This is a genomic window from Acetobacter sp. P5B1 (assembly GCF_018811985.1).
In the GTDB taxonomy this organism is placed as follows: domain Bacteria; phylum Pseudomonadota; class Alphaproteobacteria; order Acetobacterales; family Acetobacteraceae; genus Acetobacter; species Acetobacter cerevisiae.
This window is the reverse complement of record NZ_JACRVS010000022.1, coordinates 1-24,637: the sequence shown is the minus strand read 5'-3', so window position 1 is coordinate 24,637 and position 24,637 is coordinate 1. Positions and strand designations below refer to the sequence as shown.

Here is a 24,637-nt window from a genome sequence, read left to right as displayed (position 1 = left end):
GAGTCCGTTCTCATCCTGCTGAAATGGGACATTTCCATGAAACCGGTTTTTTGTGCGTTTCCTGCGCTCCTCTGTGCTTTTTCTGTTTTGTCAGCCCCCGCAAGTTTTGCGGACGACACCCTCAAAATGAACCAGATTCAGGTGATCGGCACGCACAACAGCTATCGGCGCAGCCTCTCTCCCACAACGCTCGCCTGGCTGAAAAGCCAGTCGACAGAGATGGCAAACGCACTGGATTATCAGCATGGTTCATTGAAATCTCAGCTCGACGGCGGTGTGCGCCAGCTTGAGATTGATATTTATGCCGATAGTTCGGGCAAACGTTACGCGCACCCGCGCGGCGTGGCGTGGGAGAAAAAGGCAGGCTTCACCCCGGATGCGGACCAGAGTGATGCGACCGATAAGCAGGGCACAGACTTCAAGGTCATGCATATTGTGGATATTGATCAGCGGTCCAGCTGTGAGCCTTTGCGCCAGTGTTTGACGATGATCAAAGAATGGTCAGACGCACATCCCAATCATCTTCCGCTCTATATTGATCTGGAAACCAAGCAGGATGTGCCGCTGCCCGGCGGCAAGCTGCCCTTCACCCAGCCCGAGCAGTTTACCAAAGCGACGTATGACAAGCTGGATGCGGAATTGCTGTCCGTCTTCGGTCGGGAGAATATTCTGACCCCGGATGATGTGCGCGGTTCCTACGCCACGCTGGAGGAGGCTATTTTAAAACGTGGCTGGCCTGCTCTGGCCTTTGGCCGTGGCAAGGTTGTGTTCACGTTTGACCGCCCGCATGATACGGCGCGTTATGTGGACGGGCACCCGGCGTTGCGCGGCCGCGTTGTCTTTACCAATGGTCGCCCCGGAGACCCGGATGCTGCGTTTACGGAAGCGAATGAAGGCTTTGTCGGGCGCTCCGGTAACGGCAGCGCTGCGGTTGATAATACTGCCGCTCTCCAGAATATTCAGTCTCTTGTTAAAAAGGGTTATCTGGTCAGAACCCGTTCAGACGCTAATACGGTAGAAGCCCGCCAGGGGGATGTGACCCGGCGGGAGATTGCGTTTCAGTCCGGTGCGCAGATCATCAGCACGGATTACCCTGCTTTTGAAACAGCGCCGTGGAACAACTACACTGTTGCCTTCCCCGGCGGTGCTGTGGCGCGCTGCAATCCTGTCAACGCGCCTGCCGCATGTTCTGCGGCTGATGTGACCGAGTAAGGCACGCCACCGCTTAAGCCGATAACAAGAAAAGGTAATCCTGCGGCACTGTGTGGAACTGTTACACACAGTGCCGCAGGATGCCTCCTGCTGCTCTGTTTACCCAAACACCACATGCCGCTGCGGCACCATGGCAGAAACAGGGGCATCCGCACCCGGCATATCTGCCGTAAGTTGCAGCGGGCCGTGGCGGTCAAAAAAGCCCGGCACGGAGCGGATGATATAGGCCGCCTGTTCAAGGCAGGACACAACACGGTCTCGCGCCAGTGCGGTGCCGGGGTGGTCAGGGATAGCGCTGATTTTCTGCGCGGCAAGGCTCAGGCTGGCTGCTGTTTCCAGCGGGGCGCGATGCAGGTGGCGGAAGGCGCCCAGAGCCTCTTCCAGAATGTCATGGGTCTGGCCATCGGGCAGGGTGTGGCCTGCGTTCCAGCGCAGCCGGACAATCAGCCGCCCGAGGGAGAGAGCGGCAAAGGCGGCATCTGTATAGCCCCGGCGGTCCACGTTGTCTGTCAGAAAGGAAAACCGCATCATCATCCGGGAGATTTTCTGAATCTGGAACCCTTCCCATGCCACCCACATCACCTTCCGGTTCTGCGGAGCAAGGGCCAGACGCTGCACACTGCGAGTGAGGGAGGAGACCAGCCGCGCCGCATCCAGCCGATGGTTTGCAGGCAAGATTACCCGGAAGACCAGCACCAGCAGAACGCACGCGACCGCCATGGTCATCCAGTTGTTGGTCAGTGTCAGGTCGTCATAGGTAATCGGGTTATTCACGGCCAGCATCATGGTGAAAAACACCGCATAGCCAAATGCACCAATGCTGTAGCGTGGGTGGAACTGCAACCAGACACCGGGCAGCAGAAACAGACAAATGGTCAGCCACAGCAGCGGGTAACCATCAATCTGCGGCAGGCCGAGCGTGTGGCACAAAAAGCTGGCAGGAATAGCGAGGGCCGTGCCGCAGGCCATCAACGGACTGGTTTTTGCGGCAGAGGGCGTTGTGGACAGCAGGCTGGAAGCCGCCACCACAAACAGCATCAGCATCGGCCCGGTGCTCCAGTGCAGCACGTACCACATCATCCCGGCCAGCAACGCAATAAACATGCCGCGTGCGCCGTTACGCAGCGCCATGGGCCATTCCAGATAGGGGCGAAGGGGCATGCGCGCGCGGGTCGGGCGGCGGATTGTCAGGTCATGCAAGGCCTGATCCAGCTGCACCAGCACATCCCGCGTATTGTCCAGTGAGGCCAGAACGGTGGGGGATGTCGTCTGCTGTTCCAGCCGCTCCAGCGCATGCAGCGTGGTGCGGATGCAGGCGGAAATAGGTTTGGGGTCTTCCTGCCAGCCCGGCTTTTCCGTCAGTTCCAGAATGCGCGTTAGCGTGGCGGCCACTTCCTGATGCACCGCGCAGGAGGCCCCGTTGGCCAGAGAGAGGTTCAGCCAGTAGGGGTGGTATGTCACAATCAGCCCGGTCAGGCGGCTCAGGCCAATGCGCAGGCGGTTGACGCGGGCCTGCATGTCCCGGTCATCAGCCGCGGCATATTCAATAGCAGGCCCAAGGCCGGCCATGCGGGCCAGCAGGCGGCTGCGGCTGTCATAGAGCGGTTGCGGCAACGCGCGGAAAGACGGGGCAGGCGCTGCGGTTTCCAGACGCTCAATCTGTTCCGCTGCGTGCTCCGTGGCGGCTGCCGTTGTGGGGTGCTGGCTTTCCGCTGCGTGAAAGGACAAGGCATGGCGGACTGTTTCCCGGAACGCATCCCCCAGCGCACTTAACACCCGGCTAGGCTTGCGCGGGGAAGTCAGCATGAACACAAAAGCAGTGGTCACAACGCCGGTTGTCACAGCAGAAAGCCGTCCCATAGCCGCCAGAAAGATATGCTCCGGGTTGGCAAAAGCCGGTGCGGACACAATCACAATCGTATAGCCCACCAGCACGGCGGCATAGGCGCGGAACAGCCGCAGGAAGGTGGCGACCATACAGGCCAGCCCCACAAAGACGGAAAGCGCTGCAAAATACAGCACCGGAGACTGCACAAACGCCGCCATCACGCCCACGCTGATGGACGCGCCAATGACCGTGCCAATCACACGCCACACGCTTTTGGAAACCATGGCCCCTACTGTGGGGTTTGCCACAATCAGCACCGTGGTCGCCGCACTCATGGGGGACTGCAACTGGAACATGAAGGCCAGAAACAGTGCAATGCCAATGCACAGGAACACCCGCGCCGTATAGGCGGCGGTGCCCAATGTGGCCTGCCAGCGCTCATCCTCTGCAAACATGGCGGGCATCAGGCGGCGGAGTGTGTCTGAAAAACTGTTGGACATGGCGCAGGCTATTCCGAAGGCCTTAAGAGGGCAGAGAGTGGGCGGTGGTCAGAAGGGCATCCATGCGGGCCAGAAGGCCCTGCGTATCCTGCGCGGTCATGCCCTGTTTCATGCTGTGTTCCACTTCTCCTGCAACCTTGTGGAACAGAGCGCATTTTTCCCGCCCCGCTGCGGTCAGGCTCAGACATTTGGCGCGGCGGTCCTGCGCATCCGGCGTGCGGGAGAGCAGGCCTTCCTTTTCCAGAAGGTCCAGCACCCGCACCAGGGCGGAGCAGTCCGTGTCCATCACCAGAGCCAGATCCCGCTGGGTGGTGCCTTCGGGCATCATCATCAGATATGCCAGAGGCCGCATGACCGCCACGGTCATGCCGTGTGGGCGCAGGGCACGTTCCAGCCGCGTGCGCCACACCGCCGCCAGCCGCATGACGCGAAAGGTGAGCGCCATGGAACTGAACGCGGAATCATCCAGAGCGGGCAGGCCGTGCTGGGTCACCAGAAACCTCTATTTTGTTAGGGTGGGAATATTTGATATGTAAAATATATTGGTAGCAATATAACAGACGCCGCAGGCCGGTCAATACGGGCTACGTCTTTGTAATATTCAGAAAAGTGTGAGGCTCATCAGTCCGGCCGGGGAAGGCAATCAGGGCCGCAGTCGGGGGCTCGGAGGGCGTCATGGCCAGAATAACCCTGTGCAGGCGGTCAAAACATTCTGAACAGAAAACAATGCGCCTGCAAAAATGGCAATAATATGTATTCTATTTGAGAATAAATATCATTTTGAGGAAATCCGGAAAGGCGGGAATTTCAGGCTGGATGCCTGCCGGGTACGTCATTATAGACTTTACCCCTGATGAAATAACAAAAAGGACCATGGCTCATCTGGGCCGATGGTCTGCCCGGTTATGTACAAACCTGTGGAAAAGGACTGACCATGAAGAAAGACTGGCCCTGCGTGCCTGTCAATCTGCAAAATGTCTCGCCCAATGCTATGAGAATGGCAAGACTGATGCGGATGTCCCGGCGCGATATGCTGATGACGGGCATGGGCGCTGCCGTTACGTATGGTGTTGCCAGCGGCATTGCCGGTGCGGAGGAAACGCAACCCAGCCCCGCAGCTGGCGCGGACCCTGTGGCCACGCAGTTCATGGCGGTCTCCCGTTTGCTGACAGATCGGCCCACGCTGGATCTGCGTATTGGGAATGCCATCTATGCAGGAATTGTGCAGAGTAATGCCGACCGGCAGGCGCAGATCAGCAAATTGCATAATCTGATGGGCTCCGGGCAGTTCACCAGCGCTACTGCTTTTGCCGCCGCGGCGGAGAAGGCGGACCCGGCTCTGAAGGATGTCATCCATGACATTCTCACCGGCTGGTACCGCGGTGTGGCGGACGGCAAGGTGGTGGTCTATCGCTCCGCCCTGATGTTCGACATCACGAAGGACGCCATCTACCCCAAAACCTACGCGACAGGCGGCCCGTTCTACTGGACCACCCAGCCGCCGGAAGTCGACCGTCCCACAGGGCATCCAGCCCTTTCACCCTCTAAATTCGTCGTAGAACCGACCTGAGAGCGGGAATATCAGCCGTATGCCTTCTGAACAGACTCTTTCCGCCGATGTTGTCATTGTCGGGTCCGGCGTTGCCGGGTCTTCCATTGCCAATGAACTCGCGCGTGCCGGAATTTCCGTCATTGTGCTGGAAGCAGGCCCCCGTGTGGACCGCCAGCATTTTGTAGAAAACTTCCGTAATCTGGAAAACAAGCCCTCTTATCAGGGACCGTTCCCGGCTGTGCCGTGGGCCAGACATCCGCCCAACCAGATCACCCCGAACGATTACCTGCACACCTCCGGCCCGAATGCGGAAGCCTATCAGCAGGTGTACCTGCGTATGATGGGCGGCACCACATGGCACTGGGCCGGGTGCGCATGGCGTTACCTGCCGTCCGACTTTGAGCTGAAAACCCGCTACGGGCAGGGGCGTGACTGGGCTTTGAAATATGAAGACCTGGAACCGTTCTATTATCAGGCGGAAGTGATGATGGGCGTCTGCGGCCCGGACCCGGCCAAGGAAGACCTCGGCTCTCCGCGCAAACAGCCGTACCCGATGGAAGCGCTGCCCATTTCCTACGCCGCGCAGCAGTTCCGCAAGCTGATTGACGAGAAGACGCCCTGGCGCGTGGTGCATGAGCCGCAGGCCCGTAACACCCGCCCGTATGACAGCCGCCCGACGTGTGAAGGCCACAATAACTGCATGCCCATCTGCCCCATCGGGGCGATGTATAACGGCAGCTATTCCGTGTACCATGCCGAGGCCGCCGGGGCGAAGTTCATCCCCAACGCTGTGGTCTATAAAATCGAGCGTGACAGCGCGAACAAGCGCGTGACCGGCGTGCAGTATTATGACCCGGACAAAAACTCACACCGCGTAACCGGCAAATACTTTGTGATTGCCGCGCATTGTATTGAAACCGCCAAACTGCTGCTGGTCTCCGCTGATGAGCAGAGCCCGGACGGTGTGGCCAACAGTTCCGGCCATGTCGGGCGGAACATGATGGACCATACCGGCGTGCAGGTGACGTTCATTAGTGGCGATAAAGCCCTCTGGCCGGGCCGTGGCCCGCTGGAGACGAACGTGATCGACAATTTCCGTGATGGTGACTGGCGGAATGAGCGCGGCGCGTATCTGGTGCATATGGTGGATGACAATCAGGTCGATTTCGCCACCCAGATGGCCATTTCCAAAGGCTATGTCGGGCGGGAGCTGGAAGAGCAGATCCGGTATCTGTCCTCCCACACCGTGCGTCTGTTCAGCCATAACGAGGCGCTGCCCGACCCGGATAACCGCCTGACGCTGAGCAAGACCAACAAGGACATTCTCGGCATTCCGCACCCGGACGTGTATTACAAACTGCCGGAATATACCGTGAAAAGCTGTGAACACACCCGCAAGGTGTTCAAGGAGCTGATCGGCCTGATGCACGGCACGGATGAGGAATGGACCCCGGGTTACTTCCCGCAGGACCATCCCTCCGGCAGCACCATCATGGGTACGGACCCCAAGGATTCCGTGGTGGACGGCCATTGCCGGACGCATGACCATGAGAACCTCTTCATTGCCAGTTCCTCAGTTTTCTCAACCGTGGGCACGGGCAACATCACTCTTACGGTCGCAGCGCTGGCGCTGCGTGTTGCAGATACGCTGAAAAAAGAACTGCTTCATGGCTGATTTCAGAACTCTCCTCTGTTCCGCCCTCGTTGCCGGAACAGCACTCGGTGGCGTGGCCCTTGCTCCGGTTGCTCTGTCTCCGGTCGGGCTGGCTCAGTCTGCGGATAAACCTGCCGACAAGCCTGCCGCACAGCCTGCACCCGCTCAGCCCACGGTACCCGCACCTGTGGCGGAAGAGGGCAAGCCTGCCGCCGGGTCCGATGCCAAAACATCTGACCACAGCCCAACCTCTCAGACCCCGGCTCCCGCCGGGGAGGCTGCAACGCCTGCAAACAGCCAGTCCGCAGCAACCGGGGCCGCCATGGCCCCGGCTTCCGGCACAAATGCCGCGGCCCAGCCGGAAAGTGCGGATGCAGAACTGGCGCGTGGCGCGTATCTCGCCACAGCGGCAGACTGCGTGGCCTGTCATACCAAACCGGGCGGAAAACCCTTTGCGGGCGGTCTGAAAATCGCCACCCCGATGGGTGATGTGGTTGCCACCAACATCACGCCGGACCCGCAGCACGGCATTGGCTCCTATACGGAAGCCGACTTTGAAAACGCGCTCCGTCATGGGGTGCGCAAGGATGGGTCTTACCTGTATCCTGTCATGCCGTATGTGTCTTACGCCGGCATGACGGATCAGGACGTAAAGGCCCTGTATGCGTGGTTCATGCACGTGGTCAAACCTGTGGCGGAATCCCCGGAGGAGACAAATCTCTCTTTCCCGGCCAGCCTCCGTTCAGCCATGATGGCGTGGAACTTTGTCGCCAGTAAGGAAACGCCGGAAACGGGTGATTCCAGCACGTATGACACGCTGCGTCGTGGCCGCTATCTGGCCAATGCGCTGGAACATTGTGGCACCTGCCATACTCCGCGTAACTTCATGCTGAGTGAAAAGCAGGACCATTATCTGGCGGGTGGGTCACTCGGCACATGGTATGCCCCCAACGTCACCTCCAGCAAAACCGGTGGTATTGGTGACTGGAGCGAGGATGATCTGGTGGCCTACCTGCGCAGCGGGCATGTGGCCGGTCGCGCTCAGGCTGCTGGCCCCATGGCCGAGGCCGTGGAGCACAGCACCAGCCACCTGACGGATGCGGACCTGCACGCGCTGGCCGCCTTTATCCTGAAGGTCGCGCCGATGGATGATGATGCCGACCATACCGCGCGTGACGCTGCCGGTAAGGCAGCAGAAATGCCCGACATCCGCACCAAAGGCCCGCAGCGGATTGATGATCTGGCGGAAATGGATGGCCCGCACATCTATGATGCCAACTGTTCCGCCTGCCACGGGCATGATGGCGCTGGCACGAAGGACCATTACGTGCCATCGCTGTTTAACAACTCCACAGTGGGGGCCGGGCGTCCGGATAACCTGATTATGACCATCCTCAAAGGGGTGGATCGCACGGCAGGCACGGAACATGCCTTCATGCCGGGCTTTGATGGTCAGTCCAACGTCCAGCGTCTGAGCGATGCGGAAATTGCGGCCCTGACAAACTACATCACGGCCACATTCGGCACCGGCGACCATCAGGTGACGCCGGAACTGGTCAAAAGTCTGCGGAAAGATACCCCGGTGGTCAATCCACTGGCCAAAGGCAAATAAGGTAACCTCAAGACAGGCCGGACCATTCTTCAAGGGTCCGGCCCCTGATTCGGGTTGGGAGGAGGGCAGGGGACTGCCCGGTTGCTCTCTTCCTCCCGCCTCACCCCCTCCCGTCACAAAATTGTCTTCCTTCCCACCCGGTGGCTGGCATGGGGCAGGTGCGCCCTCCGGCATGCGGCCTGTGGGGCATTTCCCCAGCTTTTCCGCGGCTGCTGGCGTGGCCGATCTGAGCAGGAGCGGGTTTCGTAAAACCCGCCAACCTCACTCTCCTGTTCACGAATTGTTGCAGCGGTTTTTTAGGGGAAGATTTTTAGAAAAAATACGATATGGACACCGCCCTTTGACGAACGCTTTGAGCAAGGGTGAAAACAGTGTTCAGCACGCTTTCTGTTTCAACACGGATCGGCCTTGTCGCGCTGTGCGCGGCAACCTTTACGGCTATCACCAGTGAGCTTGCTCCCGTTGGGCTTCTGCTGGATATGGCGCGCGCTTTTAACATCAGCACAGGCCGCGCCGGGCTTGCTGTCAGCGCCTATGCGCTTATTGTCACGGTGGCCGCTGTCCCGCTGACGGTGCTGACCGCGCGCGTCGAGCGCAAACGTCTGCTGCTTATCGCCCTTTCGGGGTATGTGGTTTCCAACCTGATTTCAGCCTTTGCGCCCACCTTTGGCATCGTGTGTTTTGGCCGCGCGATTGGCGGCGGCGCGCATGCGCTGCTCATGTCCATGGTGTCCGCCTATGCGGCCCATCTGGTTCCTAAAAAACTGACAGGCCGGGCCATCTCTTTTGTGTTTGGTGGCTCTTCCATGGGCGGCGTGCTGGGCGTGCCGGGAACGGCGGCCATCAGCCAGCTGGCGGGCTGGCGCGTCGCTCTTATGGTCGTGGCGGGTCTGGCTGCGGTCCTGACGGTGCTGATTGCGGTGTGTCTGCCGCCCGTCATCAAACCCGCCGGGCGTCCGTCCGGGCCTTATAAAGTGCCGCGTGAGTCTGTCCGGGCTTTTGCGTGGGTAATCTCGGCCAATGCGCTGTTTTTTGTCGGGCATAACGTGGTGTACACCTACATCGCCCCGCTGCTGATGGCGCATGGCCTGCCGGAAACCTCTGTCAGTGTGGCGCTGCTGTTTATCGGGGTGTTCAGCCTGTCCGGCCTGTGGGCGTCTGGCCTTATGGTGGACCGCTGGCCACGTGTGGGGGTGCTGGCATCGGGGGCTGCTATTTCGCTGGGGATTGGGCTGCTGGGCGGCCAGTTTATGCCGGCATGGGGTGGCGTGGGTGTCGCGGCTCTGTGGTGCGCGGGCTATGCGTCCATCATTCCGTTCATGATGTCCGGTGCCATTCGTGCCCGTGCCACCACGGCGGATACGGCCGGGGCGGCCATCAACAGCACCAGTAACCTCGGCATTCTGCTTGGTTCCGCACTCGGCGGGCAATTGCTGGCGGTGTATGGGGTCAGCGTTCTGGTGCCGGTGGCGCTTGGCGTCTGTGCGCTCTCCATGCTGGTCATTCTGCTTAGCGGTAATGCCTTCCCCGCGCATCTGGGCGAGCATGAGGATGAAGAGGCGGCGGAACAGGTGTGTGCGGAACGCGGTCCGCTCATGACTTGAAAAATACCCCGGTTATGCGATGCTCAGCCGCATGATGGTGTCCCGCAAGGGATGAAAAGGGAAGAACGGTGCGCAGCTTCGGCTGCAAGGCCGTCGCTGCCCCCGCAACTGTAAGTGATTGCATGGTCCGCTGTGGGCCTGCCCCCTCAACCGGGCAGGTCCATGCCACCGGCCCCCACCGGGCCGGGAAGGCAGGCAGACCCGCAGACTGCATGGTTAACCCCCGTGCAGACCCTGCACGACACAAGCCAGGAGACCTGCCATCATCCGCAAGCCCATCGGGGCGTGCGGTTGTCTGAGGTGTCGTGTCCGGCGGGGTGCCCGGAAGGCGAGGGTGCGCCGCGCCGCGCATCACTTCTGCCTTGGCAGAAGCACCGGTTGTGCACTCCGTTTAAGTGCCGTTCCGCAGGGAATGGTGCCTGATCGGGAAAATTTTATGCCTGCGTCTGTTACGCACTCCGCCTCTCCCCCCACATCCCCTGCTGCTGCGGCAGAAGGCCCGGTGCTGCATGTCTGCACCACGTGCCGCCGCGGTGGCCCCGCCATGGAGACCCCTCCGGGCGCACAATTGCTGGACCGCCTGCAAACGGTGCTGGACGCCAGCCCGCAACCCATCACTCTGCGTCCCGTTGCCTGTCTGGCAGCGTGTGACCGGGGCTGCACGGCGGCCATTGCCATGCCGGGCCGCTGGACATGGCTGCTCGGCCATCTCGGCCCGGAAAAAGCGGAAGACCTGCTGGCTTACGCAAAACTTTACGCCGCCTCGGCAAAGGGCACGGTCATGCCGTCCCGCCGCCCGGCCTCACTCTCTGATATGATTCTGGGCCGTGTGCCCGCAGCCGAACAGGAGCCGTCATGACCGGTTTACCCGCCCGCGTTCCCGTAACCATCATCACCGGCTTCCTCGGGGCCGGAAAAACCACGCTCCTGCGGCACATTCTGCAAAAAGCGCAGGGCCATCGCATTGCCGTGGTGGTGAATGAATTCGGCTCTCTGGGCATTGATGGAGAAATCCTGCGTGGCTGCGGCGTGGAAGGCTGCCGGGAGGACGATATTGTCGAACTCACCAATGGCTGCCTGTGCTGCACCGTGGCGGATGATTTCCTGCCCACTATGGAAGCCCTGCTGGACCGCGCCGACCCGCCGGAACATGTGGTGATTGAAACCTCCGGCCTCGCGCTGCCCAAGCCGCTGCTCAAAGCCTTCGGCTGGCCCACCGTGCGCAGCCGTATGACGGTGGATGGGGTGATTACGGTTCTGGACGCTCCCGCCGTGGCCTCTGGTCGCTTTGCGGATGACCCGGAAGCCGTCGCCAAACAGCGCGAGGCTGATCCCTCACTGGATCATGACAATCCTCTGGCCGAAGTGTTTGAAGACCAGCTCAACGCAGCGGACCTGATTGTTCTGAACAAGACCGACCTGCTGGACGCCGCTCAGCTTGATGCCGTGGAAGCCGAGATCAAAAAGCTCTGCCCGCGCCCGGTGCGTATTATCCGCGCGCAGGATGGCAAGGTGGACCCCGCCGTGCTGCTGGGCCTTGGTGCGGAGGCCGAGGCCGATCTTCAGTCCCGCCCGTCACACCATGATGCGGAAGATGGCGAGCATGAGCATGATGATTTTGAAAGCTTCGTCGTCACCGTGCCGGAGCAGCTTTCTGTCGAACGCTTCCTGACACTCCTGCAGGATGTGGCCGCCCGGTATGACGTGCTGCGCATGAAAGGCTTTGCCACTGTGCAGGGCAAACCCATGCGTCTGGCCGTGCAGGGCGTGGGCACGCGCTTCCGGCATGAGTTTGACCGCCTGCTGACCCCGCAGGACGCCCGCACGGGCCGCATTGTGGTCATCGGTCAGAAGGGGCTGGATGAGGCCGCCATTACGGCAGCCCTCGCGGCAGATGCCGCCGCAACCACCGCCGGTTAAACAGGCAGGACCGCCCTATGCACCTCCTTGTTCGGGAAAACAGGACGCTTGATGAGCAGGATGAGGCCGAAGACCTCGGCCTGCCGCCTGCGGATCTGGTGGTCCTCTCCTTTACGGAGAGCGATCTGCTCGGCCTGCTCCACGCGCAGGAGCGGCTAAAGGCCGAACACGGGGCAGAGGGGGCACCGCCGTCTCTTCAGGTCACCAGTCTGGCCCGGTTGCGCCACCCCATGTCGGTGGATTTGTATCTGGAAACCACACTGGCGCAGGCCCGCTGTGTGGTGGTGCGTCTGCTGGGCGGTCTGGATTACTGGCGCTATGGCGCGGAGGAACTGGCCGCATGGTGCCGGGAGCATAAGGTACCGCTGGCCCTCCTGCCCGGTGAGGCCATGCGGCAGGGAACGAGTGCCTCAGTCCCCATGCAGGATGATACCCGTCTGGCGGACCTCTCCACCGTTCCTGAAGAAATCCGTAATCGGTTAAACGGATTTTTTCAGCATGGTGGAACCCGCAATATGGTGAACGCCCTGCGCCTGATGGCCAGTATTGCCGGACAAGGCCCGGATGAGGGCGCGCAGCCAGAGCCTTTGCCGCAATGGGGCCTCTATCGCACCGTGACAGGCGTTCCGGTTGTAAAAGCCACAGCCGCAGACGGGATTGATCGGGAGGCCACCCGCCTGCCGTCAGGCCGTGTCATGCGGGCCACGCTGGTATTTTACCGCGCGCATCTGATGGTAGGGGATATTGCCGCACTGGATCTGCTGGCCGAAACCCTCGCGGCGCAGGGCTGCACGGTGGAGATGCTGTTTGTCACCTCGCTCAAAGATCCAGTCGTCGCCAAAGGCGTTGCTGAGGCGCTGAGGCGGTCAAAACCGGATATCCTGCTCAACGCCACGCTGTTTTCCTCCAGAAACCCGCAAGGGGACTCTCCCCTCACCGGGGCGGATGTGCCCATTCTGCAACTGCTGCAACCGGGGGCCACGCAGGCCGTGTGGGAACGCAGCCCGCGCGGTCTCTCCCGGTCGGATCTCGCCATGCAGGCTGTGCTGCCGGAACTGGATGGGAGTATCGCCACCCTTCCTATTTCCTTCCGCGCAGAAGCACCCCCCGGTCTGCCCGCCGCCCGTGTGCCGTATCTGCCCGGCATCCGCCAGACGGCAGACCGCGCACTGGCATGGGCGCGCCTGCGGTATCTGGCACCCGAGCAAAAGCGGGTGGGTATCATCCTGTCCGATTATCCGGGGGCAGGGCTCACGCTGGAAACCGGGCACGTGGCTCACGCTGTCGGGCTGGATGGGTTCGCCAGTCTGGCTTCCATCCTGACCCTGCTGCGGGCGGAGGGGTATCAGACGGGTGCAGCACCTCTGCCCCAACCGGAACAGCTCGCGGCCATGCTGGCGCAAAGTGCCCCCCGGCCTCTGTTCTGCGTCGCCACTTATCGCGCTCTCGCAGCCGGATTGGATGCGGATTTCCTAGCCTCCGTTATTCAGGCATGGGGAGAGCCGGAGCAGGACCCGTGTGTGCAGGACGGCACATTTCGCCTGCGGGCAATAGAACTGGGTCATCTGACTCTGGCCGTACAACCGGACCGCGGGCGGCAGGCCGACCGCAAAGCCCTGTATCATGACCCGGACAGCCCACCCTGCCACGCCTATGTTGCGTTCTATCTCTGGTTACGCAGCGTGCAGCGGCTGGATGCGCTGGTGCATCTGGGCACGCACGGCACGCTGGAATGGCTGCCCGGTAAGGCCGCCGCGCTGTCCGCCTCCTGCGCGCCTGCCGTGCTGACGGGGGATCTGCCGGTTATCTACCCGTTTATCGTCAACAATCCGGGCGAGGCCGCCACAGCCAGACGCCGTCTGGGCGCTGTCACCATCGGGCACATGACGCCCCCGGTCATGCAGGCAGATCTTTCACCAGATATGCAGGCGCTGGAGCGGCTGATTGATGAATATGCCGAGGCCGACGGTCTGGACCCGCGCCGGGGTGCGCTGCTCCGTAAGGATATTCTGGAAAAAGCATCCCGCACAGGCGTCCTTTCAGAAAGTGGTGTCCGACCGGGTGAGGACGATGAGGCCGAAGCGCTGGCCCGTCTGGACGCTTACCTGTGTGACGTAAAAGATCTGCAAATCCGGGATGGCCTGCACGTGTTCGGCCAGAACGCGCCGAAGGCCGACACGCTCGCACAGGCTATTTTTCAGGCATGCAGGCCGCAGAGCAAGAACGTCCAGAACGACGCGCAGCCCTCTGAAAAGCAAAGGGCTTTGAAAGAAGAAATTACAGATCGTATCAACCAAAGTGGCCCGGCGGAAGCACAGGCGCTTCTGGCCGCTCTCGCTGGCCGGTTTGTCACCCCCGGTCCCGCCGGAGCCCCCACACGCGGGCGGCTGGATGTGCTGCCCACCGGGCGCAACCTGTTCACGCTGGACCCGCGCGCACTCCCCACGCCCTCCGCTATGGTTCTGGCCGAAAAAATGGAAAAGCTTTTGCTCACACGGCATTTGCAGGAACAGGGTGAACCGCTGACCCGTCTGGTCATGGACCTGTGGGGTTCAGCCAGCCTGCGCACGGGCGGCGAGGACATGGCCCTCGCCCTCCGTCTGATGGGCGTGGAGATCAAACGGGCCGAAGGCACGGGGCACGTCACAGGCTTTGAAGTTATCCCGCTGCCCGTGCTCAATCGCCCCCGCGTGGATGTGACGTTGCGCATCTCCGGCCTGTTTCGTGATGCCTTTCCGGATCAGATTGCGCTGTTTGATCAGGTTGTCAGCGCCGTCGCCAACCGGCGAGAGCCGCCGGAATGGAACCCTCTGGCCGCCAGCGCCAAAGGTCTGGACGGTGAGGCCCGCACTCGCGCCACAGCCCGCATTTTTGGCGCAGCGTCAGGTACTTACGGCACTGGCGTAGAAGAGGCTTTGCAAACCGGCACATGGGCGGATCAGGCCGCTCTGGGCAAAGCCTGGCTGGAAGGCTCCGCATGGACCTATGGCGGCGGGCGAGACGGCGGGCAGGACGCCGACGCACTCGCCGCCCTTCTGGGGCAGGCGGACGCCGTGTTGCATGTGCAGGACCACGCGGAAACGGACATGCTGGAAAGCCCGGAAAACGCCGCTCATGAAGGCGGTCTGGCCGCCGCGGCAGCAACCCTCGGGGCCAGTCCAGCCCTGTGGCATGGGGATACCTCGCGCCCGGACAGGCCCCGCCTGCGCGCCACCGCGCAGGAAGTGGCGCGCATTGTGCGTGGGCGGCTGGCCAACCCGCGCTGGATTGAGGGCATGCAACAGCATGGCTACGCAGGTGCTGCGGAACTGGCCCGCGGGCTGGACGCCCTGCATGGGTTTGCCGCCACGCTGCCCCAGCGGTTTGACCAGCAGTTTGACATGGTTTTTGCAGCCACATTGGGGGATGAGGCGTGTGATGCCTTCCTCCAGCGGGAAAACCCGGCAGCACGAGAGGCCATGCGCGCCCGCTTTGCCGATGTCTGGCAGCGTGGCCTGTGGCACCCGCGCGGCAACAGCGTCGCGCAGGTTCTGGAAAGCGGAGAACGGGCATGAGCACACGTGCTATCATGGTTGCAGCGCCCCGGTCCGGCGGCGGGAAAACCACGGTCACGCTGGCCCTGCTGGCGGCCTTCCGGCGGCGCGGTATCCGGGTGGGCGCGGCCAAGACCGGCCCGGACTATATCGACCCTGCCTTCCATGCCGCCCTCACGGGTCGCCCCGGCCTCAATCTGGATAGCTGGTGCATGAACCCGGCCCTGCTGGCGGCAACACTGGAAGCCGCCCGGCAGGATGTGGACCTCGTGGTGGTGGAATCCGCCATGGGCCTGTTTGACGGATTAGTCGCCCCCAATGGCGCACGCGGGTCACCGTCTGACATTGCGGCCCGCTTCAACATTCCCGTGCTGCTGGTGCTGGATGTGTCCGGTCAGGGCCAGACGGTGGGGGCCGTGGCGCATGGCTTTGCAACATGGCAACCGGACGTGCAGGTGGCCGGCGTGGTGCTCAACCGCGTGGCGTCCCCGCGCCATGCCAGACTAACGGAAGGGGCCATTCAGGCGGCTGGTCTGCCCGTCTGTGGCACATTGCTCCGCCAGCCCGGCACCCCCCTGCCAGAGCGCCATCTGGGGCTTGTGCAGGCCCGCGAACATGACGGCCTGACCGACTGGCTGGAAGATCTGGCCGACAAGGCCGAACGCGAACTCAACCTCGACGCCATTCTTGCCACGGCCAGACCCCTGCCAGAAAACCTCCTGCCAGATACGCTCTTACAGGCTCCGAATAGTCAGTTTACCCCCCTAAACTCAGCCATCTTACAAGGCTCCAGTCCTGCTCCTATGCAGGCACTCCCCCCCGGCGCTCTCCCACCTCCCGGCCAGCGGATTGCGCTGGCGGATGATGCCGCATTCTCCTTCCTCTACGGGCATCTGGCGCTGTTCTGGCGGCAGGCCGGGGCGGAGCTGGTGCCGTTCTCACCCCTGGCGAATGAAGCGCCAGATCCGTCCTGCGATGTGTGCTGGCTGCCCGGTGGCTACCCGGAACTGCATGCTGGCCAACTAGCTGCCGCAGAGCATTTCCGGCACGGGTTGGCCAGCTTTGCGCAAACGCGCCCGGTGCATGGGGAGTGCGGGGGCTTCATGGTGCTGGGCGAGGCGCTGGAAGATGCGCAGGGCACCCGCCACCGTATGACGGGCCTGCTGGGCCACGTCACCTCCTTTGCGCGGCGCAAGCTCAATCTGGGCTACCGGGAGGCCACGCTGCTGGCTCCCTCCGTGCTGGGGCAGGCGGGCACCACATTGCGCGGGCATGAATTCCATTATGCAACAGTGGTGGAAACGGGGGCAGATGCCCCACTTGCGCACCTGCGGGCAGGAGACGGCACGGACCTCGGCCCATGCGGTGGGCGCAGAGGCGCTGTGTCGGGTTCATTTTTCCATGTGCTGGCTTGTGGTCATCCGGCCTCGCCCCCACATTCTGGCTGGTCTCATACCGGGTCTTCGTGAAATGCACGGAGCCGGGCGGGACGGTGCTGCGTTGAAAAGCGTGGTTTACAACAGCAGAGGTGTCAGGGCAGGGGTTATAAAGACCGGCCGCTTCTGGCTGAGGAGAGAAAAATGGCGCAGTCTTTCCCTGTTTTATTAGTGCGCCACGCACCCGTTATGGTGCCGGAGGGCGTGTGTTACGGGCGGCAGGATGTCGCCCTGCGCCCGGGGTGGGAACGGGTCACATCCGGGCTGGCTGTGCTGGCACAGGGCGCAGTCTGCCGGGTGCTCTACAGCTCCCCCGCAGAACGCTGCCAGCAGATGGCCCGTAAACTGGCCGCTTCCACAGGGATGGACTTACGAATCGACCCCCGGCTGGCGGAAATGGATTTTGGGGAATGGGAAGGCCAGCCCTGGCAGGATATTGATCGCGGCCTGCTGGACGCATGGGCTGCGGACCCCGAAGGCTTTGTGCCACCGGGCGGGGAGAGCGGTCGTGCGTTATGCCGCCGCGTTCTGGCGTTCTGGCAGGATGTGCAGCAGGCCGGAACCCCTGCCTGTGTGCTGTCCCACGGCGGCCCCCTGCGGGTGCTGAGCGCACTGGCGGCTGGCACGCCCCCCGCCTTGCTGGCCCCCTCCATGCCGCAGGGCTTTGCGCGCCTTTTTATGGTCAATGGACCGGCCGGGCTTACGCCAGAGGTTGGAACTGATGAACCGGCTCTGGCTCCCGTCGTGCCCCTCTGGCCGCGTGATGCCCGCCGCACACCGGCTGATGTCAGCCTCACTTTTCCTAAAACTGATACAGGACAAACCCTCACATGACCTCTGCCGCGCCGTCCTCTCCGGAAAGTGAAGCCGCCCGCCACCGCGAAAAAATGCAAAAGCGCAAGGCCGTGCAGGATCAGGAAGTCGCGGGCAAGCAGATCGAAAAAGGTTTGCTCATGGTCCATACCGGGCCGGGTAAAGGCAAATCGACCGCCGCCTTCGGGCTGGCCCTGCGCACAGTGGGGTATGGCCGCCGCGTGGTGGTGGTGCAGTTTATTAAAGGGGCGTGGGATACGGGTGAGCGCCGGGCGCTGGACCGGTTTGGGGGGCTTGTGGAATTCCATGCTCTGGGCGAGGGTTTTACGTGGGAAACACAGGACCGCGCGCGGGATATTGCCGCCTGCCAGCAGGCATGGGCCGTGGCGAAGGAGGCCCTCTCCCGCCCGGATGTCGCCCTTGTGGTGCTGGATGAACTCAATATCGCCCTGCGGTATGATTACCTGTCGCTCTCCGAAGTGCTGGCGGCGTTTGCAGCCCGGCCGGAGGGCCAGCATGTGGTGGTCACAGGCCGCAACGCCAAACCGGAGCTGATTGAGGCGGCGGATCTGGTGACGGAAATGACGTTGGTTAAACACCATTTCAAAAACGGCGTCCGCGCCCAGCAGGGAGTGGAGTTTTGAGCGCACGCGTTCTCATGGTGCAGGGAACAGGCTCAAGTGTCGGGAAATCAACTCTGGTGGCAGGTCTGGCGCGGGCGTTTACCCGGCGCGGCCTGCGGGTGCGGCCCTTCAAACCGCAAAACATGTCCAATAATGCCGCTGTTACCGCAGAGGGCGGGGAAATAGGCCGCGCACAGGCGTTGCAGGCGCGGGCCTGTGGTGTGCGGCCCACGGTGGACATGAACCCGGTCCTTCTCAAACCGCAAGGCGAGACCGGAGCACAACTGGTCGTGCGCGGTCAGGTGCGGAACAGCTTGGGGGCGCGGGATTATCAGAAGCGTAAAGACACCCTTCTTCCTGTTGTGGTCGAAAGTTTTCAGCGCCTTGCTGAACAGGCGGACCTCGTTCTGGTGGAAGGCGCTGGCTCCGCATCGGAAATCAACTTACGCGCCCGCGATATTGCCAATATGGGCTTTGCAGAAGCCGTCAATGCGCCGGTTGTTCTGGTGGGTGATATTGATCGCGGCGGCGTCATTGCCAGTCTGGTTGGCACACAGGTTGTGCTGCCACCGCAGGACGCAGCGCGCATCAAAGGCTTCATCGTCAACAGAATGCGCGGTGATATCTCACTGTTTTATGATGGGATGGACTTCATCGCCCAGCGCACCGGCTGGACAGCCCTCGGCCTTGTGCCGGACCTGCCCGCTGTCCGCACTCTGCCCGCAGAAGACGCCGCCGATTTGCTGACCAATCTGACAGCACGCCGCACCACGCCCCCTGTGTACATCTCTGTGCATAACGGGGATGATAACGCGCAGCGCCCTTTGCGCATCGCCATTCCCCTTCTGCCACTCATTGCAAATTTTGATGATCTGGACCCGCTCTGTGCAGAACCGGGCGTGCAAATTCTCCCCGTGCAGCGCGGGCAACGCCTGCCGGAGTGTGATCTTGTTTTGCTTCCCGGTTCCAAAGGCACCTTGGCGGACCTCGCAATTTTCCGGGCAGAAGGCTGGGCGGAGGATCTCACAGCCCATCTGGCCCGAGGCGGCCATGTCATGGGCCTGTGCGGAGGCTATCAGATGCTGGGCCAGACTGTGGCAGACCCACACGGCACGGAAGGTCCATCCGGCGCAGCCCCCGGCCTCGGCCTGCTGGCCGTGGAAACAGTACTGAGTGACGACAAGCATCTGGAAGACACATCCGGCACCGTTGCAGGTACAAAAGCCCCGGTGTCCGGTTATGAAATGCACATTGGCCGCACCACCGGCCCGGACCGCGCCCGCCCGTTACTGGTTTTGAACGGCGCAGGGGAGGGGGCCATCGCCGCCAGCGGACAGGTTTATGGCACGTATCTGCACGGCGTGTTCGGCCACCGCGCGGCCCGCATGGCCCTGCTGGCCCGTGCAGGCGGGGCTGCGTTCCGCCCCGGTGGCGTCTGGTATGAGGCTAACTTGCCAGAGCATCACGACACGATCGTGGAGCAGGCGCTCGACAGGCTGGCAGACCATCTGGAAGCTCATGTTGATCTGGATGCCCTTCTGGCCCTGGCCACAGTGCCAGACTACAAAACGCTTACGCCCAAAGAGAGCTGTTTTTCCTAAGGTTTGACGACATAAAAAAATGCGGCCTTTTCTGTAAAAAAGAAGACCGCGCTCAAAACGCTAAGGGATAACAGGCCCGTTTGCCGATGTCTGGCGCTCAGACCTGCCTGTATCCCGCGTTCAGTTAGCCGGAGCCGCGCGGGTGGTGGTGCCCAGACGGTAGCCATTCTGTTTGAGAACCTGAATGGCCGTTTCAGAATATTTACCCGTCAGCGGGGTGACGTTACCCGGCGCACACCAGAAGCTGAGTGTCACAGCAATATTGGCAGGCTGCGGCAGGAAACCGACGGACGGACCGGGGTTTTTCAGAACCAGCTCATCATTTTGCACAGCACCAAGCAGCAGGGCGCGGGCTTTGTCGATATCGTCGTTATAGTCAATCAGCAGCGTAACAGAGGCCTGCAACATGTCAGACTGAGAGCTGTTGACCACAATGTTGTTGGAAAGCGTGCCATTGGGCACGTAAATCAGATCGTTTTTGGCATCCCGCAGAACAGTGCGGAACATTTCGATAGATTCCACGGTGCCTGCGCTGCCACCGGCCACAATGGAATCCCCCACCTTGAAGGGGCGGAACAGCAGGATCAGCACGCCACCGGCAAAGTTCGCAAGGCTTCCCTGCAACGCCATGCCCACGGCCAGACCAGCCGCACCCAGAACGGCGACGAACGATGTTGTGGCAATCCCCACCATGGAGGCCACGCTGATCAGCAGCAGAGCCTTCATCAGCAGGCCCGCAACGCTCAGCAGAAAGCCCTGCAACGTCGGTTCAATATGGCTTGCCGCCATCATCCGGCCCATGGCGCGGATGACCATGTTGATAATCTTCCAGCCAACCAGAAGCACAATAAGAGCCAGAATAACCTGCCCGGTGTAGCTTAATACTGTCGGCAGCCAGGCATTAAGCTGGCTCCATAATGAATTAACCTGATGTTCCATAACCATCCCTGAAGTGTCTGTTTGTCACGCGTACGCATCCGCGCACTTACCCCTTTAGTCCAGGGTATTCTGGGCAATTTCAAGACCATGGGGGGAATTGTGACCGCGCGGCCTGCAATAAAGGGGACAAAAAGCGCATGAAACAGGGTAACACCACATCCGTTTCTGCCCTAAAACAAAGGGCATCCGCAGCACGCAGGAAGGACGGCCCGTGACACTCCCTAAAATTCTGATCAGCGCCTGCCTGCTTGGCCGCCCCGTCCGTTATAACGGCTCCGCAAAGCCCGTTTTACATCCCGCTTTGAGCGCATGGCAGAAGGCGGGGCAACTTGTTATCATCTGCCCGGAAGTCGCCGCAGGCTTCAGCACCCCACGCCCCCCGGCTGAAATCACCCACGGCCAGTCCGGCCCCGACGTGCTGGCCAACACCGCCCGCGTGCAGGATGCAACCGGCGCGGATGTGACAGACCAGTTCATCACCGGTGCCAAAATCGCACTGGCCCTGGCACAGGAACACGACTGCAAATTTGCCATCCTGACCGACGCCAGCCCCTCCTGCGGCAGCACCCACATCTACGACGGCACCTTTCAGGGCCAAAAACACCCCGGCACCGGCATCACCACAGCCTTCCTCCGCGCCCACGGCGTGCAGGTGTTTGCGGAGACGGAGATTGATACACTTCAGACATTAATGGTTCCGGCTGCCTGATTGCGCCTGTATCCCGTCATTCTATCGGAGCAGGCAGGAACACTCAGGATGCATCTGGCGTTAACGTGCTGGCACCCGTCCGTATGGCCGGACAGGTCTTTTCTTTCGGACAAAAACCATGTCGAAGCCTGTTCTTGTTGTCGGAGCGGGGCCTGTCGGCCTGACTATGGCTGCCGAATTGGCCCGGTATGGGATACCTGTCAGAGTTATCGACAGGTTGCCGACCCGCACCACCCAGTCCCGCGCTCTGGCCGTGTGGCCCCGAACACTGGAACTCCTTGAAGCCGCAGGCTGTGCAGACGCCTTTATAGCCGCCGGGCTCCGTGCAAACGCTGTCAGCATTCACGCGGGTCACAGGACGCTTGCTCGTATCCCGTTTGGGACGATTGTCTCTTCCTTCAATTACCTGCTGATGATTCCGCAATCGGAAACCGAGCGGCTGCTGGAAGACCACCTCCGGACTTTTGGTCACCTTGTGGAACGCGAGACCGAACTGACGGACTTTGTTAACGGGGATAACGGTGTTTCATGCACACTCCTGCATGCGGGCGGCAGGATCGAGACGCTGGACGCTGCGTGGTTCATCGGATGCGATGGTGCACATTCTTTTGTTCGCAGAAAACTGGGTCTGGCATTTGAGGGAGACACACTCTCAACGGGGTTTGTCATTGCGGATGTGCATGTGGCGGGGCTTGCGATCCCCCCTGACGAACCGGCGATTTTCTGGCACCCGGACGGTGCAGTCATGTTCTTTCCGATATCGGGGGGCCGTTACCGCATTATCGCCGATCTGGGCTCGGTTCCATTGCATATGCCGGATCTTGGAGAAATGCAGAGACTTGTCGATTTGCGGGGGCCGGGCGGCCTTATTCTGTCCGATCCGGTGTGGCTGTCGGACTTCGGCGTTAATGAGCGCAAGGTGAGGGATTATCGCACGGGCCGTGTGTTTCTGGCTGGCGATGCTGCCCATATCCATAGTCCTGCGGGCGGTCAGGGCATGAACATGGGCATGCAGGATGCCTTCAATCTCGCCTGGAAGCTCGTCCTTGTCGAACGGGAGGAAGCCGGTCCGTCCCTGCTTGACAGCTACAGTGTCGAACGCAGTGCTGTGGCGCGGCAGATATTGTCAGATTCGAGCCGTATGACCCGGATTGTTCTGCTCAAACATCATCTGGCGCAAAGAGTGCGTAACTTTCTTGTAAAGCAGGCCTTCCGCCTTCCGGTGATGCGTCGTGCCGCTGCTAATCGGCTTTCCGGGATTTTGATCGACTATCCTGACAGCCCTCTCAACGTAGGTTCAGCCCGAGGGCTGCGCGGCCCCCAACCGGGGCAGAGACTTATTGCTCGCCGGAGTTCCGGGCAGGGCGATCTTCCCCACTTTATACTTGTTGCCAGAGGCAGTGCCGAAGCGAGGGCCATGATCGCGCGTCATACATCCTTACTAATGCATGAAATATGCAAGCCACCAGATGAAAACGGTATCTGGCTGGTACGCCCGGATGGCTATGTCGTTGCCGTCGCAAAACGTGGGAACTGGACGGTAATCAATCAGACCCTGAACAAAATAGCAGCGCAACATCAACGCAAATGAGGATATCCGGCCATGAAACCGGACGCGAGGCATCTGCCCTCATGTCGGTCATTCAACCTTACGTTTGCAAGCTTCGAAAGGAAGCTGGTGACATATCCGTTAGGTTCGTAAAAGCATTTTGTAAATGTAATAAAAGAAGCAAGTTGTTTACAACTTGCGTCGCATCCTTTGGTTCGAGAGGATTCGTGCCCCCGCATAGCAATCCAAGGTAGTGCAACTCCCCCTTTACGTTCAACGCAAAATAAAAGTCATAAAGTAGAACTATTGATCATCGTCAGTTTCTCGAAAAAATCGTATTATCAAAATTTCAATCAACAGTTTTTTGGATATTCCCACGTTATTTTGGAATTGTCTTCTGACATATCAGTTGAGGTATTTCAGACTTCCAATTTTTTGCCGTGCAAACTAATGCTTTTTTTTCTTCATTCATATCAACAATATTTTTATCATGAAGAATATGAGAGGACATTACAACTATTGAAAGGGTTAATAGAAGCATAATACCAATAGGGGTATATTTTTGAAATACAATTTTAAATGGAGTTTTCATCAGTTTTCTGCAGTGTATGCTTCTTTCGTATAAAATAAATAAATCTATTTGTTTTTTCGCTTCTTCTTGTGTTAATTCATTTTCAATAATGTATTTCCATTGATTTTGGAGTCTGTTAATTACATTTACGTTACCCGCTGGTGGGGTTGAAAATTGGTAGAAGAAATATTCTAAAGAAACACATACCAGCGTAGTGAGTAATATCCATACAGTATAATTACCAACATCCGATTTTAAGTTTCCCCAATCATAAATTTGAACGCTTAAGACAAAAGTAAGAACAGGTATAATAATCATCCACAATAGGCTGTTTCCCGTAAAAGGTGGAATTTTTGAGTACTCCATTGAGATGCTAAACGCGTTGTCTTCAATATCTTTGATGAATTCAGTTGTTATTTTAAATGCATCATTATAATTATTTTGAGCTGTTTGAAGCCAATCAAAATCCTTACCGTCTCCGCGGGTTAAAAATTTTTGATCATATTGACATATAATAAAATCAGTATGGCTCATTATCATCTCATCGTGATTGTGGAGTGGTAACGATTTAGCGGCAGTCTTATTCTGCCACTTTTGCCTTGTCCTGTCTCTGAAATATCTTGGCTGGATGATCGGATGTCAAAGTAGTTATCGCGCAGGAGGCAAGACGGGGACATTACTAAAAACATCGTGAAAATTACTGATTGATCCATGCGTGTTAAGGTGCAATGGTAATCCCCCCATAAAAAGAGTGACTTTTGAATGAGAATTTTCTCAGCGTAAGAATTGAGGAGATTCTGATGAAGAGTGATCGCTTTACTGACGCCCAGATCATGGGTGTGATCCGCCAGGCTGAGGGCGGTGTCCCGGTTCCTGACCTGTGCCGGGAGCATGGGATTAGCAACGCCACGTTTTACCGGTGGCGCGCGAAATATGGCGGCATGGATGCTTCGATGATCAGTCAGATGAAGGCTTTGCTTT

Annotated in this window: 19 protein-coding genes and 1 riboswitch; of the genes, 15 read left to right on the top strand and 4 right to left on the bottom strand. The window is 60.0% G+C overall.

The genetic code is table 11. The features are described from left to right. The first annotated feature begins 126 nt into the window (after positions 1-126). Positions 127-1,212 carry a phosphatidylinositol-specific phospholipase C1-like protein gene (locus tag KP703_RS12105; protein ID WP_252354044.1) on the top strand — a complete coding sequence of 362 codons (1,086 nt, stop codon included), beginning with the start codon at positions 127-129 and terminating at the stop codon, positions 1,210-1,212. 99 nt (positions 1,213-1,311) lie between these two features. On the opposite strand, the gene KP703_RS12100 is transcribed toward KP703_RS12105, so the two are convergent. Together KP703_RS12100 and KP703_RS12095 are read right to left on the bottom strand one after the other, a co-directional pair. Beyond that, positions 1,312-3,540: an FUSC family protein gene (locus KP703_RS12100; RefSeq protein ID WP_062142343.1), complete on the bottom strand. Its 2,229-nt coding sequence runs from the start codon at positions 3,538-3,540 to the stop codon at positions 1,312-1,314. 22 nt (positions 3,541-3,562) lie between these two features. Then, positions 3,563-3,985, bottom strand: coding sequence for a MarR family winged helix-turn-helix transcriptional regulator (locus tag KP703_RS12095; protein WP_215755138.1), 423 nt, complete (start codon positions 3,983-3,985; stop codon positions 3,563-3,565). Positions 3,986-4,474: 489 nt separating this feature from the next. On the opposite strand from KP703_RS12095, the gene KP703_RS12090 reads away from it, so the two are divergent. The 11 genes from KP703_RS12090 to KP703_RS12040 all read left to right on the top strand — a co-directional run bounded on the left by KP703_RS12090 (position 4,475) and on the right by KP703_RS12040 (position 19,888). Then, positions 4,475-5,110 (top strand): sorbitol dehydrogenase family protein, encoded by a 636-nt coding sequence (locus KP703_RS12090; RefSeq protein WP_215755122.1) that lies wholly within the window; start codon positions 4,475-4,477, stop codon positions 5,108-5,110. Positions 5,111-5,129: 19 nt separating this feature from the next. Continuing rightward, positions 5,130-6,767 carry a GMC family oxidoreductase gene (locus KP703_RS12085; RefSeq protein WP_062250105.1) on the top strand — a complete coding sequence of 546 codons (1,638 nt, stop codon included), beginning with the start codon at positions 5,130-5,132 and terminating at the stop codon, positions 6,765-6,767. Positions 6,768-7,068: 301 nt separating this feature from the next. After that, positions 7,069-8,358, top strand: coding sequence for a cytochrome c (locus KP703_RS12080; RefSeq protein WP_062271488.1), 1,290 nt, complete (start codon positions 7,069-7,071; stop codon positions 8,356-8,358). A 371-nt stretch (positions 8,359-8,729) separates the two neighbouring features. Next, positions 8,730-9,962, top strand: coding sequence for an MFS transporter (locus KP703_RS12075; RefSeq protein WP_062250103.1), 1,233 nt, complete (start codon positions 8,730-8,732; stop codon positions 9,960-9,962). An 18-nt stretch (positions 9,963-9,980) separates the two neighbouring features. After that, positions 9,981-10,242: riboswitch (cobalamin riboswitch) on the top strand. A 156-nt stretch (positions 10,243-10,398) separates the two neighbouring features. Next, the gene (locus KP703_RS12070; RefSeq protein WP_062250201.1) at positions 10,399-10,821 is read left to right on the top strand and encodes a DUF1636 domain-containing protein; all 423 of its coding nucleotides are present in this window, start codon (positions 10,399-10,401) and stop codon (positions 10,819-10,821) included. After that, on the top strand, positions 10,818-11,882 hold the full coding sequence (cobW, locus tag KP703_RS12065) for a cobalamin biosynthesis protein CobW (protein ID WP_215755121.1): 1,065 nt from the start codon (positions 10,818-10,820) through the stop codon (positions 11,880-11,882). Before KP703_RS12070 ends, cobW begins: the two co-directional genes overlap by 4 nt. 17 nt (positions 11,883-11,899) lie before the next feature. Continuing rightward, positions 11,900-15,436, top strand: a complete 3,537-nt coding sequence (gene cobN / locus KP703_RS12060; RefSeq protein WP_215755120.1) for a cobaltochelatase subunit CobN — start codon at positions 11,900-11,902, stop codon at positions 15,434-15,436. Next, entirely contained in the window at positions 15,433-16,884 is a 1,452-nt protein-coding gene (locus tag KP703_RS12055) for a cobyrinate a,c-diamide synthase (protein ID WP_252354043.1), read from the top strand. The genes cobN and KP703_RS12055 overlap by 4 nt, the downstream gene beginning before the upstream one ends. A 111-nt stretch (positions 16,885-16,995) precedes the next feature. Next, a complete protein-coding gene (locus tag KP703_RS12050; RefSeq protein ID WP_215755119.1) occupies positions 16,996-17,685 on the top strand; it encodes a histidine phosphatase family protein in 690 nt (229 codons plus the stop codon). Then, on the top strand, positions 17,682-18,308 hold the full coding sequence (gene cobO / locus KP703_RS12045) for a cob(I)yrinic acid a,c-diamide adenosyltransferase (RefSeq protein ID WP_215755118.1): 627 nt from the start codon (positions 17,682-17,684) through the stop codon (positions 18,306-18,308). Before KP703_RS12050 ends, cobO begins: the two co-directional genes overlap by 4 nt. A gap of 14 nt (positions 18,309-18,322) precedes the next feature. Next, on the top strand, positions 18,323-19,888 hold the full coding sequence (locus KP703_RS12040) for a cobyric acid synthase (protein WP_215755136.1): 1,566 nt from the start codon (positions 18,323-18,325) through the stop codon (positions 19,886-19,888). Positions 19,889-20,008: 120 nt separating this feature from the next. Here KP703_RS12040 and KP703_RS12035 read toward each other — a convergent pair whose 3' ends face one another. Then, positions 20,009-20,833, bottom strand: coding sequence for a mechanosensitive ion channel family protein (locus KP703_RS12035; RefSeq protein ID WP_197461360.1), 825 nt, complete (start codon positions 20,831-20,833; stop codon positions 20,009-20,011). Positions 20,834-21,038: 205 nt separating this feature from the next. On the opposite strand from KP703_RS12035, the gene KP703_RS12030 reads away from it, so the two are divergent. Continuing rightward, positions 21,039-21,536, top strand: a complete 498-nt coding sequence (locus KP703_RS12030) for a DUF523 domain-containing protein (RefSeq protein WP_215755117.1) — start codon at positions 21,039-21,041, stop codon at positions 21,534-21,536. Positions 21,537-21,654: 118 nt separating this feature from the next. After that, positions 21,655-23,127 carry an FAD-dependent monooxygenase gene (locus tag KP703_RS12025; RefSeq protein ID WP_215755116.1) on the top strand — a complete coding sequence of 491 codons (1,473 nt, stop codon included), beginning with the start codon at positions 21,655-21,657 and terminating at the stop codon, positions 23,125-23,127. A gap of 337 nt (positions 23,128-23,464) precedes the next feature. On the opposite strand, the gene KP703_RS12020 is transcribed toward KP703_RS12025, so the two are convergent. Beyond that, positions 23,465-24,190 carry a hypothetical protein gene (locus KP703_RS12020; protein WP_215755115.1) on the bottom strand — a complete coding sequence of 242 codons (726 nt, stop codon included), beginning with the start codon at positions 24,188-24,190 and terminating at the stop codon, positions 23,465-23,467. Between the two features lie 266 nt (positions 24,191-24,456). On the opposite strand from KP703_RS12020, the gene KP703_RS12015 reads away from it, so the two are divergent. After that, positions 24,457-24,637, top strand: a 181-nt coding sequence (locus KP703_RS12015) for a transposase (RefSeq protein WP_215755135.1), incomplete at its 3' end; no start/stop codon positions are given.

What these genes read in the sequence shown, in the direction of transcription:
- KP703_RS12085 (WP_062250105.1), top strand. Translation starts at nt 5,130, where the DNA reads ATGCCTTCTGAACAGACTCTTTCCGCCGATGTTGTCATTGTCGGGTCC.
- KP703_RS12090 (WP_215755122.1), top strand. Translation starts at nt 4,475, where the DNA reads ATGAAGAAAGACTGGCCCTGCGTGCCTGTCAATCTGCAAAATGTCTCG.
- KP703_RS12040 (WP_215755136.1), top strand. Translation starts at nt 18,323, where the DNA reads ATGGTGCAGGGAACAGGCTCAAGTGTCGGGAAATCAACTCTGGTGGCA.
- cobO (WP_215755118.1), top strand. Translation starts at nt 17,682, where the DNA reads ATGACCTCTGCCGCGCCGTCCTCTCCGGAAAGTGAAGCCGCCCGCCAC.
- KP703_RS12080 (WP_062271488.1), top strand. Translation starts at nt 7,069, where the DNA reads ATGGCCCCGGCTTCCGGCACAAATGCCGCGGCCCAGCCGGAAAGTGCG.
- KP703_RS12100 (WP_062142343.1), bottom strand. Translation starts at nt 3,540, where the DNA reads ATGTCCAACAGTTTTTCAGACACACTCCGCCGCCTGATGCCCGCCATG.
- KP703_RS12070 (WP_062250201.1), top strand. Translation starts at nt 10,399, where the DNA reads ATGCCTGCGTCTGTTACGCACTCCGCCTCTCCCCCCACATCCCCTGCT.
- KP703_RS12105 (WP_252354044.1), top strand. Translation starts at nt 127, where the DNA reads ATGAACCAGATTCAGGTGATCGGCACGCACAACAGCTATCGGCGCAGC.
- KP703_RS12025 (WP_215755116.1), top strand. Translation starts at nt 21,655, where the DNA reads ATGTCGAAGCCTGTTCTTGTTGTCGGAGCGGGGCCTGTCGGCCTGACT.
- KP703_RS12020 (WP_215755115.1), bottom strand. Translation starts at nt 24,190, where the DNA reads ATGAGCCATACTGATTTTATTATATGTCAATATGATCAAAAATTTTTA.
- KP703_RS12050 (WP_215755119.1), top strand. Translation starts at nt 16,996, where the DNA reads ATGGCGCAGTCTTTCCCTGTTTTATTAGTGCGCCACGCACCCGTTATG.
- cobN (WP_215755120.1), top strand. Translation starts at nt 11,900, where the DNA reads ATGCACCTCCTTGTTCGGGAAAACAGGACGCTTGATGAGCAGGATGAG.
- KP703_RS12035 (WP_197461360.1), bottom strand. Translation starts at nt 20,833, where the DNA reads ATGGTTATGGAACATCAGGTTAATTCATTATGGAGCCAGCTTAATGCC.
- KP703_RS12095 (WP_215755138.1), bottom strand. Translation starts at nt 3,985, where the DNA reads ATGGCGCTCACCTTTCGCGTCATGCGGCTGGCGGCGGTGTGGCGCACG.
- KP703_RS12055 (WP_252354043.1), top strand. Translation starts at nt 15,433, where the DNA reads ATGAGCACACGTGCTATCATGGTTGCAGCGCCCCGGTCCGGCGGCGGG.
- cobW (WP_215755121.1), top strand. Translation starts at nt 10,818, where the DNA reads ATGACCGGTTTACCCGCCCGCGTTCCCGTAACCATCATCACCGGCTTC.